Annotated in this window: 12 protein-coding genes; 4 read left to right on the plus strand and 8 right to left on the minus strand. The window is 49.7% G+C overall.

Annotation, left to right across the window (positions count from 1 at the left end):
- The first annotated feature begins 7 nt into the window (after nt 1–7).
- A complete protein-coding gene (locus tag JYB87_RS14890) occupies nt 8–1,597 on the plus strand; it encodes a DEAD/DEAH box helicase (protein WP_207354246.1) in 1,590 nt (529 codons plus the stop codon).
- A gap of 88 nt (nt 1,598–1,685) precedes the next feature.
- Here JYB87_RS14890 and JYB87_RS14895 read toward each other — a convergent pair whose 3' ends face one another.
- The 3 genes from JYB87_RS14895 to JYB87_RS14905 all read right to left on the minus strand — a co-directional run bounded on the left by JYB87_RS14895 (nt 1,686) and on the right by JYB87_RS14905 (nt 4,070).
- Entirely contained in the window at nt 1,686–2,732 is a 1,047-nt protein-coding gene (locus JYB87_RS14895; RefSeq protein ID WP_207354247.1) for a DUF3626 domain-containing protein, read from the minus strand.
- 235 nt (nt 2,733–2,967) lie between these two features.
- Nucleotides 2,968–3,660 carry an LrgB family protein gene (locus tag JYB87_RS14900; protein WP_207354248.1) on the minus strand — a complete coding sequence of 231 codons (693 nt, stop codon included), beginning with the start codon at nt 3,658–3,660 and terminating at the stop codon, nt 2,968–2,970.
- Complete coding sequence (locus JYB87_RS14905) at nt 3,657–4,070, minus strand: CidA/LrgA family protein (protein WP_228729883.1); 414 nt, start codon at nt 4,068–4,070, stop codon at nt 3,657–3,659. Before JYB87_RS14905 ends, JYB87_RS14900 begins: the two co-directional genes overlap by 4 nt.
- A 168-nt stretch (nt 4,071–4,238) precedes the next feature.
- Between JYB87_RS14905 and JYB87_RS14910 the strand changes: the two genes are divergently transcribed.
- From JYB87_RS14910 to JYB87_RS14920, 3 genes are all read left to right on the plus strand, one after another.
- Nucleotides 4,239–5,132, plus strand: a complete 894-nt coding sequence (locus JYB87_RS14910) for a LysR substrate-binding domain-containing protein (protein ID WP_207354250.1) — start codon at nt 4,239–4,241, stop codon at nt 5,130–5,132.
- Nucleotides 5,116–6,000 (plus strand): DUF72 domain-containing protein, encoded by an 885-nt coding sequence (locus JYB87_RS14915; RefSeq protein WP_228729884.1) that lies wholly within the window; start codon nt 5,116–5,118, stop codon nt 5,998–6,000. Before JYB87_RS14910 ends, JYB87_RS14915 begins: the two co-directional genes overlap by 17 nt.
- Before the next feature lie 102 nt (nt 6,001–6,102).
- Nucleotides 6,103–7,008 carry a GGDEF domain-containing protein gene (locus JYB87_RS14920; RefSeq protein ID WP_207354251.1) on the plus strand — a complete coding sequence of 302 codons (906 nt, stop codon included), beginning with the start codon at nt 6,103–6,105 and terminating at the stop codon, nt 7,006–7,008.
- An 81-nt stretch (nt 7,009–7,089) separates the two neighbouring features.
- Here the strand turns inward: JYB87_RS14920 and lysS are convergent, their stop codons facing one another.
- The 5 genes from lysS to JYB87_RS14945 form a co-directional block, all read right to left on the minus strand.
- Nucleotides 7,090–8,589 carry a lysine--tRNA ligase gene (gene lysS, locus JYB87_RS14925; RefSeq protein ID WP_207354252.1) on the minus strand — a complete coding sequence of 500 codons (1,500 nt, stop codon included), beginning with the start codon at nt 8,587–8,589 and terminating at the stop codon, nt 7,090–7,092.
- 17 nt (nt 8,590–8,606) lie between these two features.
- A protein-coding gene (gene prfB / locus JYB87_RS14930; RefSeq protein WP_207354253.1) for a peptide chain release factor 2 occupies nt 8,607–9,705 on the minus strand; the annotation gives its coding sequence in 2 pieces (ribosomal slippage) (nt 8,607–9,629 and nt 9,631–9,705; 1,098 coding nt in all).
- A 220-nt stretch (nt 9,706–9,925) separates the two neighbouring features.
- On the minus strand, nt 9,926–11,584 hold the full coding sequence (locus tag JYB87_RS14935) for a methyl-accepting chemotaxis protein (protein WP_207354254.1): 1,659 nt from the start codon (nt 11,582–11,584) through the stop codon (nt 9,926–9,928).
- Nucleotides 11,585–11,772: 188 nt separating this feature from the next.
- Nucleotides 11,773–12,924, minus strand: coding sequence for a 23S rRNA (uracil(747)-C(5))-methyltransferase RlmC (gene rlmC, locus JYB87_RS14940; RefSeq protein WP_207354255.1), 1,152 nt, complete (start codon nt 12,922–12,924; stop codon nt 11,773–11,775).
- Between the two features lie 129 nt (nt 12,925–13,053).
- Nucleotides 13,054–13,503, minus strand: a complete 450-nt coding sequence (locus JYB87_RS14945) for a MarR family winged helix-turn-helix transcriptional regulator (RefSeq protein ID WP_207354256.1) — start codon at nt 13,501–13,503, stop codon at nt 13,054–13,056.
- Nucleotide 13,504: the final 1 nt, after the last annotated feature.

The following is a 13,504-nucleotide window of genomic DNA, read 5'->3' on the forward strand; positions in this document are numbered from 1 at the left end:
ATTCTGCATGAGTTTTGCCTCTCTCGGCTTATCTACCCCAATCCTAAATGCCATCACCGATATGGGTTACAGCAACCCATCGCCCATTCAAGCACAAGCGATTCCAGCGGTATTGGAAGGCAAAGACGTGATGGCCGCTGCACAAACTGGTACAGGTAAAACCGCCGCGTTTGGCTTGCCAATGCTGCAACTGCTGACTGGCGGCCGTCGTCCAGCAGCTGGGCATATTCGCGCACTGATCCTGACGCCAACCCGCGAGTTAGCGGCGCAGATTGCTGAGAACATTGACCTATTCAGTAAAAACCTACGCTTACGCCATGCAGTTGCGTTTGGTGGGGTATCGATTAATCCACAGATGTTGGCGTTGCGACGCGGAGTAGATATTCAAGTGGCCACTCCGGGCCGCCTGTTGGATCTGTACCAACAGAACGCGATTAAATTTGACCAACTGGAGATGTTGGTACTGGATGAAGCTGACCGCATGTTGGATATGGGCTTTATTCACGACATCAAACGTATTCTGGCACTGCTGCCGCGCAAGCGACAAAATCTGCTGTTCAGCGCTACCTTTTCGGACGATATTCGCGCCCTTGCTAAAGGCCTTGTGAATAACCCGGTGGAAGTGTCTGTCACACCACCGAACAGTACCGCAGAGCGCGTCAGCCAAACCTTGTATGCGGTGAATAAAGATCAAAAATCAGCTGCATTGATTGAGCTGATTCAACGCGATGATTGGCAACAAGTCTTAGTGTTCTCGCGCACAAAACACGGCGCCAACCGCTTAGCTAAAAAGCTCGACTCGTGCGGCATTCATGCAGCAGCGATTCATGGCAACAAGAGCCAAGGCGCACGCACCAAAGCACTGGCCGACTTTAAAGCTGGTGCGGTAAAAGTGTTGGTGGCCACCGATATCGCCGCTCGCGGTTTAGACATCGATCAACTGCCGCAAGTGGTTAACTTTGAATTGCCAAACGTGGCAGAAGATTATGTGCACCGCATTGGCCGCACCGGCCGCGCAGGTGCATCTGGCCATGCTGTATCTCTGGTGTGTGATGAAGAGTTAAAGCAGCTAAGCGACATTGAAAACCTGCTGCGTGGCCATATTCCTCGCCAAGAGCTGCCAGGTTTTGCCCCAAGTAAGCCGCTGCCAGAAACCCGTTTGCGTGTTGATGGCCCGAAAAAGCCGAAAAAACCGAAGAAGCCCAAAGTGGTGCTCGATGACGCAGTAACCGCCGACAAAGCACAGGCGAAGCAACCGTCTGATAAAGCACCACAGGCGCAAAATGGACAGAAGCTGCAACGCCGTAGACCAGAACGCGCAGGCACGGCTAAAAACAGCAATGGTGGCAACGCAAACGCGAAACGTAAGCCAACCTCAAACGGTGGCCAGCGCCGACAAGAAGGTGCACAGCCGCAAGAGAAAAATGGTGCCGCACGAGGCAAACCACAAGGGCAATCGCGGCAACAGGCTGGGCAAAGCCAAAGCCAAGACTCACACACTAAAAATGCGCGCTACAACAGCAGCCAGCCTAAAAGTGCTAAGCAGCCAACAGCGCAGCGTCGAGGCAATCAGCCACAAGCAAAACCGCAGCGTTAAGCCTAATTAGCACTCAAAAAAAGAGGAACAGATGAATACCATCGTTCCTCTTTTTTGTTGTGAGTCTCTTTATTGCAGCGATAGCGACTTAACTCGGCACACCAAAACGCACCAGCACATGCCACAACAGTTTAAGTTGCTGCATCACCTCTCCTTGTCCGCCAAACTCACGCCAATTCACCGGCTGTTTACTGATCGACTCTGCTGCAACGCCGATATCCACCGCCGTCAGATAGCCATCTCGCGCAACTCTGGCGGCTAATGCTGGCATCTGCGCACCACGAAAATCATTCGGCACCAACGCTAACGCCATGCGATAACCTTGATGCCAACAGAGTTGGATGTTGTAACGCTGGCATAACTGCAGCATTAAGCGCTCAATTTCAGTGCCGCGATAACAAGGGTCAACCACCAGATGGGAGATATCGCGTTCCAGCCGTAATTCACCGTGATATTGCGCCTCAATGTAATGATCTAAATCGCCACTCATTGGCCGTGAAAAACGCTCGCTAATGCTTTCCGGCAACTGCTCACACAGATATTCCACCAAGGCTGCTGGACGCATTGGATAACAGCCGAGGGCAGTATCACGTTCGAAGCTTTCGTTAAATAACGCGGCAAACACATCTTCAAAACAGGCTAAGGTGCCACGCTCTTTCGGTTCACGACAGGAATCGAGGTAACAAAAAGTGCATTGTTCCATCAGTTGCGGTGTCGATAGCAGATAACAGCTACCAAACCGCGCGGCGGGGCCACTTTGGTGCAGACCAATATCCAATGCACCATATTTGGGGCGGTTACGTGCGCCAACGTAGCAGTCACCAAACTGTTGGTTTTCCCAGTGATCGCGAATGCCGCCGAGTTGCGGCGACAACTTACCGTTCGAGAGGCGGGTTTCAAACTGGGTGCGATAGACGCCGTCATTGAGCAGCCCCATAACCACCGGCCAGCCACGGCTATCAAGCCGATCGGGATGAAAGTGAAATGCAATACGACCAAACTCGCCGAGGTTAAGCAGAGCGTGATTTAGGCGCGGCGTGGCAATGGCAGACATCTGCTGCACGTTACGGATCAACGCCAATGCTGCGTCCCGTCGCGATAACGCTTGCTGCCGAATAAATTCAAGAGCGACCATAACCTTGCCTTCCATTTGCCTGATCTCTATCAAGATACTGCAATTACAGTGTTTTTGTTAGCCTAGACAGAAGGATCTTCAGCGGAGATTCAGATAAAAAAAAGCCGATGGGGAAACCATCGGCTTAACGCAACATGAAGACCTGAGAAGCACTCAGGCAAGTAGGTGCTCAATGACTTGAGCGATACCACTAAACTCTGGGGAAGCCGTGGTCAAAATTGTCACAACAAACAAATTAGGAAAACATCCAAGCAAACACTGGGGCGAAAATCACCATCACAATGCCAGCAAAAATCATGGTTAAACTGGCCACCACACCTTCTTGTTGACCAATCTCAGTCGCTTTCGCAGTCCCAGAACCGTGAGCACTTGCACCAAGCGCCACACCTTTACCAAGTGAGGTGTGGATTTTAAATAACTTCATCAGCGGCTCACCGATCACCATGCCGATAATGCCGGTCAGCATCACCATCAATGCGGTCAGCTCAGGCACGCCGCCAAACGCACTGGTCGCTTGCAACGCAAATGGGGTCGACACTGAACGCACCAACACGCTATGTACTAACTCATCTGGCAGCGGGATCACTTTGGTCAGCAACCACGTCGAGGTTAAGCCAAACATCACCCCCGCAATCACACCACAGGTAATGGTGAGCGGATACTGACGGATTAACTTGCGTTCGCGATAAATCGGAATCGCAAAAGCAATCGTCGCTGGCGCTAATAAGGTGACTAACCAATGGGTGTATTCAAAGTAAGTGGGCAGCGGAATCGACAGCAACACCACCAGAATTACCACCACAACGGGCGCCAAAATACTCGGCAATAACCACCAGGTTTTATGGCGTTTATACATCGCCTTGGCGATGTAATAACTGCCCACCGTAATGGCTAAACTCAGCAGCGCTAATAAAGTTGACTGATTCATTTTTCAGCCGACACCTGCTCAGCAAGGTGCTGCTCACGTTGATGTTTTACGAGCTGACGCTTGAGATGCTGTTTGCGCTCAAAACGAAACACGCGATCCACCACAAAGCCCGTACCCAACAACACTGAAATCACCCCAAGCACAATGGTCAGCAGAATATTGAAGCCATACTGTTTTAACAGGGTTTCGTACTTCAACACCGAGATCATTGGCGGAATAAAAAACAGCAATAAGTCACCGATAAACCATGCTGCACCAAGTTGTAGTGCTTTCTCTGGAATAATTTTGAGCGCCAGCGCCAACAGCACCACCGCGAGGCCGAGTACACTACCCGGAATTGGTGAGTGTAATGCCGTCGCCACAGCATGCGCCGCCCAAGCCATCAAACAGATCACCGCCACTTGCAACATAGCGAGGCTGATTTGAATGCTTTGGCGTCTGAGTAAAGCAAATCGCGCTGTGGAATGAGCCAGATGCATGATTGGTCTCGGATAAAATTGATAGCGCAATTGTAGGGTGCTATTTTAGATAAAAAAAATGAATATTATTAATACAAAACATTCCAAAGGGTTATATTAGTGGATCTTAAGGTTATTCGCTATTTCATAGAAATCGTCGACAACGGTGGATTTGCCAAGGCCGCCGAGGCGATTCATATCACTCAGCCCGCACTATCTAAAGCGATTACTCAGCTCGAGTCAGATCTGGATTTAGTGCTGTTAGAACGCGGTAAACGCGGCAGTCAACTGCGCCCAACCGCGTCGGGACAAGTGGTATATCGCTATGGCAAATCATTGCTGAATACCCGCGACGAAATGCTCAGTGAACTTGCGGCACAACGGAGTTTGCTGACCGGTGAGTTACATCTTGGCCTAGCCCCCTTAGGCAGTGCCGAATTATTTACCCCAGTCATTAGCCGCTATCGCGCGCTTTACCCCAACATCAAAATGCAGTTGCTGGTTCGTGGTGGCACCGAACAAACTCAGAAGTTGAAAAAAGGCGAAGTGGAGCTCGCCACCGGGATTATCTCCTTAGACGATAATTTTGAAGGCTTCTGTATTCGGCGCGATCCGATGATGGTGGTGTTACCGCAGCAACACCCTTTTGCCAGCGAAACTGAACTTAGTCTCAAACAACTATCTGAAGACCCGCAGATTATCTTCAATGAAGAATATGCCTTACATGACTTAGTGCTGAACGGCTGTGTGCAGCGCGGTTTTATGCCCAAAATCGTCACCAAGGTCAGCCATCCTGACTTTGGTGTAGCCTTGGTTGCCGCCGGGACTGGCGCAATGATCATGCCGCGCTTTTTGGCCACTCGCCATCAAGTGCCTGGGGTGGTGAATGTGCCGTTGAGCCAACAGGATCTGATTTGGGAGCTGTCGATGTATTGGCGCAAAAGCCACACGCTTTCGTTTGCGGCGCTGGCGATGGTCGAGCTGGTGCGGGAATATCATGTTGCAGATCACTAAGCCGCGATTACGGCTGGGTATGGCGATGTGGTCGCTGCCGCAGTGGCAAAAATCGTTACAGCAGGGTTGCCGCACGCCCGCAGAGCGACTGATGGCCTACGCTGAAAAGTTTGATAGCGTTGAAGGCAATACTAGCTTTTACGCCCTGCCCGATGCCAACACTGTGGCCATGTGGGCGGCGAGCGTACCAGACAGTTTTCGCTTTACCTTTAAATTGCCAAAAACCATCACCCACGATAAGCAATTGCAGCATTGCGAGTTAGAGCTCAACGAGTTTCTGCAGCGGATGGCACCACTGCAACCCCATACCAGTATCTGGAAGATCCAACTGCCGGCGCAATTTGGCCCAGACGCACTGCCCCACTTGGCGACTTTTTTATCGCAGCTGCCACCTGAGTTCACGACCGGCGTGGAAGTGCGCCATCCTGCGTTTTTTGCCAAAGGCGAAGCGGAGCAACAACTCAACCGCTTGCTGCTGCAGTACAACAGCAACCGCATCATCATGGACAGTCGGCCGATTTTTGCTAAACCCGCTACCAATGAGCTGATGCGTGATGCGCAACGTAAAAAACCACGAGTCCCGGTACACGCCATCGCCACCAGCGATATGCCCATCGTCCGTTTCATCGGTGACTTAGAGCAAACGCAGAATGACGCTTTTTTCACGCCTTGGTTAGCCAAACTCAGCCAATGGCTTAGCGAAGGTAAAACGCCGCACCTGTTTGTACACACCCCAGACAACATCCATGCACCGGAACTAGCCCACCGACTTTACCAACAGTTACAGCAACATATTGCCAGCCAGCAGCCGTGGCGGCTCGACGATTTAGCACCACTGCAAAACTCGGAGCAACAAAGCCTGTTTTGATAACAAAATGGCACATTGAAACTCAGGTTTAGCTGCGGCGTTGCTGGGTATTTCCGACTATGCTGAAATGAATTGGCGAATTGATTTTGGTCGGTACTGCTCATGCTCTCCAAAGCGCAATTATCACAACTGCTCGATAAACTGCCCATTCCGGCGTATCTGCTTAATGCCCGCGGGAAATGCCTGCAACGCTTTGGTGCGCAAACAACCACAGCACAGCCTGAGCTGATACAACCGCAAATGGCACTCGCGGAACTACTGTGCCCTGAAAAATGTCAGTGGTTATTAGCCCAGTTGCAACAGGTGTTAACCTCAGCCCAGCCGCTAGAAGTGGCTTTTACAGTGAGTCAGCAGGAGTTACTGTCCCCCCATCTTTTGGCGGCACCGAAACGCTGGTTTAACGCCCAACTGCAACCGCTAGAGTTTCCCATCAACAGCGCCCAACTGGTGCTGATGCAGCTGCAAGATGTGACCTTGTATCAACAGCAACTGGAGAAGTCGTCGCACATTGATGGCGTCGACACACTGGCGAATCTTTATAGCCAACGCCATATGGATAAAGAGCTGTCTGCCTATTTTAGCCTGTATCACCGTCATCATGCCCAATCGAGCTTAGTGCTGTTTGAACTGGATTACTTCAATGAGCTCAAACGTCAATGTGATGCCGCGACCTGTGAGCGAATTATTGAGTTGGTGGGGAATATCAGCCTGAGTGCGATTCGCCAAGAAGATCGCGCATTTCGTTATCAACAAAATGGCTTTGTGATTTTAATGCCCTACACAGATGCTGAACACGCTTGGGGGCTCATCGATCGCTTACGCCAAACACTGCATCTTCGCCTGTTGGATATGGATTTACCGCAAGCCTGTACCTTTATCAGCGGTGGCCTTAGCCAATTTCATCACAGCGATCAACGCTATATCGATGTGCTCAGCCGCGCCGACAGTGGCTTAATCCACGCCAAAGAGTTAGGCCATAACCGCATCTGCATGGAACAGCTACATTAAGCAAAATCCTTTTTGAGTGAGCACCTTAGCCATAAAAAAACCGGTCGAGTGACCGGTTTTTAGTGTGCTTGCGGTAACTAATTACGCTTGTGGGCGCATCGCCGGGAACAAGATCACATCACGGATGGTGTGGCTGTTGGTGAACAACATCACCAGACGGTCGATACCAATACCTTGACCCGCTGTTGGTGGTAAACCGTGTTCCAGTGCAGTGATGTAGTCTGCATCGTAGAACATCGCTTCATCATCACCCGCATCTTTGGCAGCAACCTGTGCTTTAAAGCGGCTGTCTTGGTCTTCTGCGTCGTTCAACTCACTGAAGCCGTTGGCCACTTCGCGGCCACCGATGAAGAATTCAAAACGGTCAGTGATGAATTCGTTGTCATCGTTACGACGTGCCAGTGGCGAGATGTCCGCTGGGTAGCCAGTGATGAAGGTCGGTTGCATCAGCTTAGGCTCGGCGGTTTCACCGAAGATCTCTTCCAGCAATTGACCACAGGTCCAGAAGCTTTCGATATCCAAACCGACTTCTTTACCCAAAGTGCGCATAAATTCCAGATCTTTAACCTCCTCGTAGGTCATTGCTTGGATTTTGGCATTGTCTGGATTGTAGTGTTGAATCGCTTCCAACATGCTCATGCGCGCATATGGGCCACCGAAATCAATCACATGTTCACCGTATGGCAGTTTAGTGTCGCCAGTCAGTTTCAACGCAATTGATGACAACATCTCTTCGGTCAGATCCATCAGATCTTTAAAGTCTGCGTACGCCATATAGAATTCCATCATGGTGAATTCTGGGTTATGACGTGGTGACAAACCTTCGTTACGGAAGTTACGGTTGATTTCGAACACGCGTTCAAAACCACCTACTACCAAACGCTTCAGGTACAATTCTGGCGCAATACGCAGGTACATATCGATGTCCAGCGCGTTATGGTGAGTAATAAATGGACGCGCAGAAGCACCGCCTGGGATGACATGCATCATAGGGGTTTCCACTTCCATAAACTCTTTGCTTTCCATAAAGCTACGGATAGCACCAACCACTTGTGAACGCATTTTAAACGCATTACGAGATTCTTCGTTCACAATCAAATCAACATAACGTTGACGGTAACGCATCTCTTGGTCGGTCAGACCGTGGAATTTTTCTGGCAATGGACGCAGTGCTTTGGTCAGCAGTTGATATTCATCCATATGCACATACAGCTCGCCTTTACCAGACAAGTGCAGTTGGCCTTTAACACCGATGATGTCGCCGATATCCAAACCTTTGTAGCGCTCTTTCAAGTCAGCTTGCACTTCTTTTTCAGCGTACGCTTGAATGCGGCCAGACACGTCTTGCAGCACCAAGAAAGGCCCACGTTTTGCCATCACACGGCCCGCAATCGCGGTGGTGAAGCCCAGAGATTCCAGCTCTTCCTTAGTCTTATCGCCAAACTCAGCTTGCAGCTCAGCCGCCTTATGGCTACGACGAAAAGTGTTCGGGTGACCATTAGCAGGACTGCTAGTGCGGATTTGGTCCAGCTTAGCGCGACGTTCCGCGATCAGTTTGTTTTCATCCAAATGTTCAGTCATTTTCAGCGTCTTCTCTGTTACAGCCCTGATTTAAGGCTGGCTTCAATAAACTTGTCTAAATCGCCGTCTAGTACGGCTTGTGTGTTGCGGGTTTCAACACTGGTACGTAAATCTTTGATGCGCGAGTCATCCAGCACGTAAGAGCGGATCTGGCTGCCCCAACCGATATCAGACTTCAGGTCTTCGGCGGCCTGCTTCTCGGCATTTTGCTTCTTCAATTCCAACTCGTACAGCTTAGCTTTCAACTGCTTCATCGCAGTATCTTTGTTTTTATGCTGTGAGCGATCGTTCTGACATTGCACCACGGTATTGGTGGGCACGTGAGTAATACGTACAGCAGATTCAGTACGGTTAACGTGCTGACCACCTGCACCTGAAGCACGATAAACGTCGATACGTAGATCGGCAGGATTGATATCGATGTCGATAGAATCGTCAATTTCAGGGTAAACGAACACAGAGCAGAACGATGTATGGCGACGACCACCTGAGTCAAACGGTGACTTACGCACTAAACGATGTACACCAGTTTCAGTACGCAACCAGCCATAGGCATATTCACCGGTGAACTTGATTGTGGCACTCTTGATACCGGCCACATCACCGTCTGAAACTTCAATGAGTTCAGGACTATAGCCGTGATCTTCACCCCAACGCAGGTACATACGCAGTACCATGTTGGCCCAGTCTTGGGCTTCAGTGCCACCAGAACCAGATTGAATATCAAGGTAACAATCAGACGCGTCACTATCACCAGAGAACATACGGCGGAACTCGAGCTCAGCCAAACGCTGTTCTAGTTCGTTCAGTTCACTGCTGGTTTCGTTAAAAGTATCTTCATCTTCTTCTTCAACGGCCAGTTCTAACAAACCTTCGACGTCTTCGAGACCAGAGGTTAAGTCATCAATAGTTTCAACGACAGTTTCAAGGGCAACCCGCTCTTTACCGAGCGACTGGGCGCGTTCAGGGTTATTCCAAACTTCGGAGCCTTCGAGCTCCCTGACAACTTCTTCTAGACGCTCTTTCTTGGCGTCATAGTCAAAGATACCCCCTCAGGAGTTCTGTACGCTCTGACAGCTCCTTGATTTTGTTTTTGACTGGATTCACTTCAAACATGTGATTTCAATTACTCGATTGGAATGTTACTAACGGAAATTTGCAAACGCGGGATTTTAACTCAAAGGCGTGTCAAAACCTATGCTGCGGCGAAATTTAAATCGAAAAAATGGCAAATTGCAGCAAAAGCAACAAAGCTTTTTAGCGCTGAAGTTGAAACTCGACCCACAAATAACAAAAACGGCGCCCGAAGGCGCCGCTATATTAATCTAATCGATGATTAGACGCGGAACTGATTCACCAAGGCGCCCAACTTATCACCGCTCGCGCTGACCTGTTTACTGACATCCGCAGCAGACTGGCTGGTTGCCATCAACGCATTCACAATCTCTTGAATTGCATAGACATTCCGGTTGATTTCTTCCGTCACAGAGCTCTGCTCTGTGGCTGCTGTCGCAATTTGGGTACTCATATCATTAATGCTGGTCACAGATGAGGTTACTGCGCCCAAACTGTCGGAAATCAAACGTGAAGCCGACACACTGCGTTTACAGTTTTCTTGGCTTTGCTCCATCGCCGTTACAGCGCTGGTCACCAAACTGTGTAGTTCATTGAGCATCTCATTGATTTCAAGGGTGCTGGCTTGAGTACGGCTGGCGAGATTACGCACTTCATCGGCCACCACCGCAAAGCCACGGCCTTGCTCACCGGCTCGAGCCGCTTCAATTGCCGCGTTCAATGCCAACAAGTTAGTTTGCTCAGCAATGCCACCAATCACAGACAACACGCTGTTAATTTTCTGCGATTGCTCATGTAACTTCTGAATGTGCGATGCGGCGTTATTGATTTCGCCCATCAGCGCCGAGACTTGCGTTAATGAATCATCGACACACCCTTGCGCTTTGGCCACTTCAGCAGAAGCATCCTGTGTCGAATCAGCCACTTGGTTAGTATTTGCAGCCACCTCGTGTGCCGTAGACGACATTTCGGTAATCGCAGTCACCACTTGCTCCGTCTCGTGGTTATGACTGGCCAACTGACGCGCAATCAACTGGTTTTGGGTTTGTATTTCATGAGATGCCTTCACCACATCATTGGTGGCGTCAGTAACGTCACGAATAATTCGCTGCAGCTTGTCCACAAAACGGTTAAACGCACTGCCCAATGCGGCAATTTCATCGGATCCCGTCACCGGTACACGGCGGGTCAAGTCACCTTCGCCTTGCGCGATATCATTCAGGTTATCCAACATGTTGTTCAGTGGCTTCACCATGCGGTTACTGAACACTGTGATGATAACGGCGGTCAGCAGCACTAACACCAAGGTAGAAATCGAAATCACCCACAACTTGCTGCTCATTTCGCTTTGCGCCGATTGACGGTAGATGCCGACCGCTTCATCGATATCATCGTAATAAGCGCCAGTACCAATAATCCAATCGGTACCAGGAACAGGTTGGACGTAGCCCAATTTTTCAATCAGCTCAGTGCTGCCGGGCTTTTGGTAATAGAATGTCAAAAAACCATCTTGCTGGTTGGCGCTTTTTAACAGACCTTGGACAATCTTGATCCCTTTCGGATCGGTCATGTTGATCTGCTCTGTGCCTTCTAGCTTAGGTGATAGACCGTGAAAAATGTTACGGCCTTGGCCGTCATACATGTAGAAATAGCCTGAATCACCGAACTTAGCATCACGCAGCGCAGCTTTAAAATCACCACCTTGCTGTTGCTGGAACACCACAATCTGTTTAGCAATTTGGGTGACATGCACTAACTCTTGTCGACGCTCTTTAATCAACTTGGCACGAAAATCAGCCACTGAGTTGTCGAGCGTTTGCAACTCCATTTGACGAGCAAACAGCGAGGTCACGATAGTAACGATTATCAAAGGTAGAAGCGCCAAAATCATGATTTTGGTGCGAATGCCCAAGTTATTCATAGGAGAGTCTCAACTACACGATTAGATATTTCTAATTATAGTGTGAAACTTGATTACTCAAACTGGAACTTGTCACAAAAACCAACATTTTAGTGAAATTAAGCAAACTTTAGTTTCAATAACACAGAAAATGTTAAATTTGTGGGCGATTAGCAGTTTTCATTCTAAAAATTTGCTAAGCACATAATTTAACCAGATTTTCTTTGTAGCAGTACTAAAACTTCGTAATGGTCTGTGTGCGGAAACATATCAAACAGCTGCGCCCTTAGCGTTGCATAGCCCTGCAAATGGCCCAAATCTGCCGCAAGAGTTTGAGGATTACAACTGGAATACAGAATGTAGTTGGGGGCAAACTGGTTGAGAGCAATGCTTAACGCTTGGCCTAAGCCCCGCCGAGGTGGATTCACAATAACCAGATCCGGCACTTGCCCAGCAGACTGTTCATCCGCAAAGCTGGTCGAATCTAAGGCGTTAAACTCAACCTGTTCAAGCCCAAGCTCTTCGGCAGAGAGTCTGGCACATGCGATGGCTTCTGGCTCAATTTCAATGCCGGTCAGTTGAGTGGTTTTATCGGCGCAGTGCAATCCAAAGCCTCCTACCCCGCAAAATAGATCCCATAAGCGAGTTAGCTTCAACGGGGCTAACCATGCTTTGGCGGCCGCATACAGTTGTGCCGCCACTTCAGGGTTGGTCTGAAAAAAGCTTTTCGGGCGAATATAGAGCGGAATGTCGTTAAACACTTCGCGCAGGCGCGGCTCGCCATGCAGCCAGATCTCCTGCTCACCTTCCAAACGTGCCATATGCACAGGCTGGATATTGGCTGTCACCAATTTGATCTTAGGAAACTCCGCCAGCAATGCGGGTAACTCACGCTCGATGCGAGGAATTGCCTGTTCTGAACGCAACACAAAGCGCAGCATGAACTCGCCGCTGCAGTGCGCTTGGGTTAACAGAATAAACTTAAGTTCGCCTTTGGCTTTGTCGACACGATATGGCGGAATTCCCGCATGTTGAATAAAGGGTTCCAACCGTGCCAGCAAGGATTGCATCGATGCTGGGTAAAGTGGGCAATGGACTAGACTTACCGCTTCACCACTGGGGCTGACAATCCCTAAAATCGGCTGATGTGCCGCGCCCAACGCCACCATTTTCGCTTTGTTACGAAACGCTAACTCAGGCCCAGCAACGGGCGCAAGCCATTCACTGATTGCAAACGGAGTCAACAGTTGTTGTAGCTGTTGTTGTTTGTGCTGCAGCTGTTCGGCTAACGGCATCTCAATGCGCTGACAAGATTGGCATTTGCCTTGTTGGAAAAATTGGCACGGGGATGGGTTGTTCACGCAATACACCTTTTAACTCAATGGGGCTTGGCGCGGTAAAGCGCTAAGTGGCGGCAAATGTACCCTGTTTGCCGCGGAAAATCACCTCTTGGAAGCCTTACCAGCGGAGCTTCACGCGACAATCTGAGATTATGCTGATTCAAATAAGCTGTCGGTCACTTGATCGCACAAGCGTTTGAGTTCAGCTAACAGGGTTAGCTCAACGCCAAGTTGGCAGAACATCTGTTCAGGCACGGCCGCAGCTTGCTGCTTTAATATGAGACCTGCATCAGTCAACTCAATGACGCGCACACGTTCATCCTGCTCACTACGGCCACGCTTGAGCAGTCCTTTGGCTTCTAAGCGCTTGAGTAATGGCGTTAGGGTACCCGAGTCCAGATGCAGTTTTTCACCGAGATATTTGACGCTGGCACCATCGTTTTGCCACAGCACCAGCATCGCCAAATATTGGGGATAGGTGAGATCCAGTGAATCTAACAAGGGACGATATGCGCGCACCATGGCATTAGCAGCGCGATAGAGCGAAAAACACACCTGATTATCGATGCAAAGAAGCTGTTCCACTGACATTTGCGACATC

Origin of the sequence: Shewanella avicenniae (assembly GCF_017354945.1) — a bacterium.
In the GTDB taxonomy this organism is placed as follows: domain Bacteria; phylum Pseudomonadota; class Gammaproteobacteria; order Enterobacterales; family Shewanellaceae; genus Shewanella; species Shewanella avicenniae.

Excerpts from the sequence above, each read along its gene's own strand:
- JYB87_RS14890 (WP_207354246.1), top strand. The coding sequence starts at position 8 with ATGAGTTTTGCCTCTCTCGGCTTATCTACCCCAATCCTAAATGCCATC.
- JYB87_RS14895 (WP_207354247.1), bottom strand. The coding sequence starts at position 2,732 with ATGGTCGCTCTTGAATTTATTCGGCAGCAAGCGTTATCGCGACGGGAC.
- JYB87_RS14900 (WP_207354248.1), bottom strand. The coding sequence starts at position 3,660 with ATGAATCAGTCAACTTTATTAGCGCTGCTGAGTTTAGCCATTACGGTG.
- JYB87_RS14905 (WP_228729883.1), bottom strand. The coding sequence starts at position 4,070 with ATGTTGCAAGTGGCGGTGATCTGTTTGATGGCTTGGGCGGCGCATGCT.
- JYB87_RS14915 (WP_228729884.1), top strand. The coding sequence starts at position 5,116 with ATGTTGCAGATCACTAAGCCGCGATTACGGCTGGGTATGGCGATGTGG.
- JYB87_RS14920 (WP_207354251.1), top strand. The coding sequence starts at position 6,103 with ATGCTCTCCAAAGCGCAATTATCACAACTGCTCGATAAACTGCCCATT.
- lysS (WP_207354252.1), bottom strand. The coding sequence starts at position 8,589 with ATGACTGAACATTTGGATGAAAACAAACTGATCGCGGAACGTCGCGCT.
- JYB87_RS14935 (WP_207354254.1), bottom strand. The coding sequence starts at position 11,584 with ATGAATAACTTGGGCATTCGCACCAAAATCATGATTTTGGCGCTTCTA.
- JYB87_RS14945 (WP_207354256.1), bottom strand. The coding sequence starts at position 13,503 with ATGTCGCAAATGTCAGTGGAACAGCTTCTTTGCATCGATAATCAGGTG.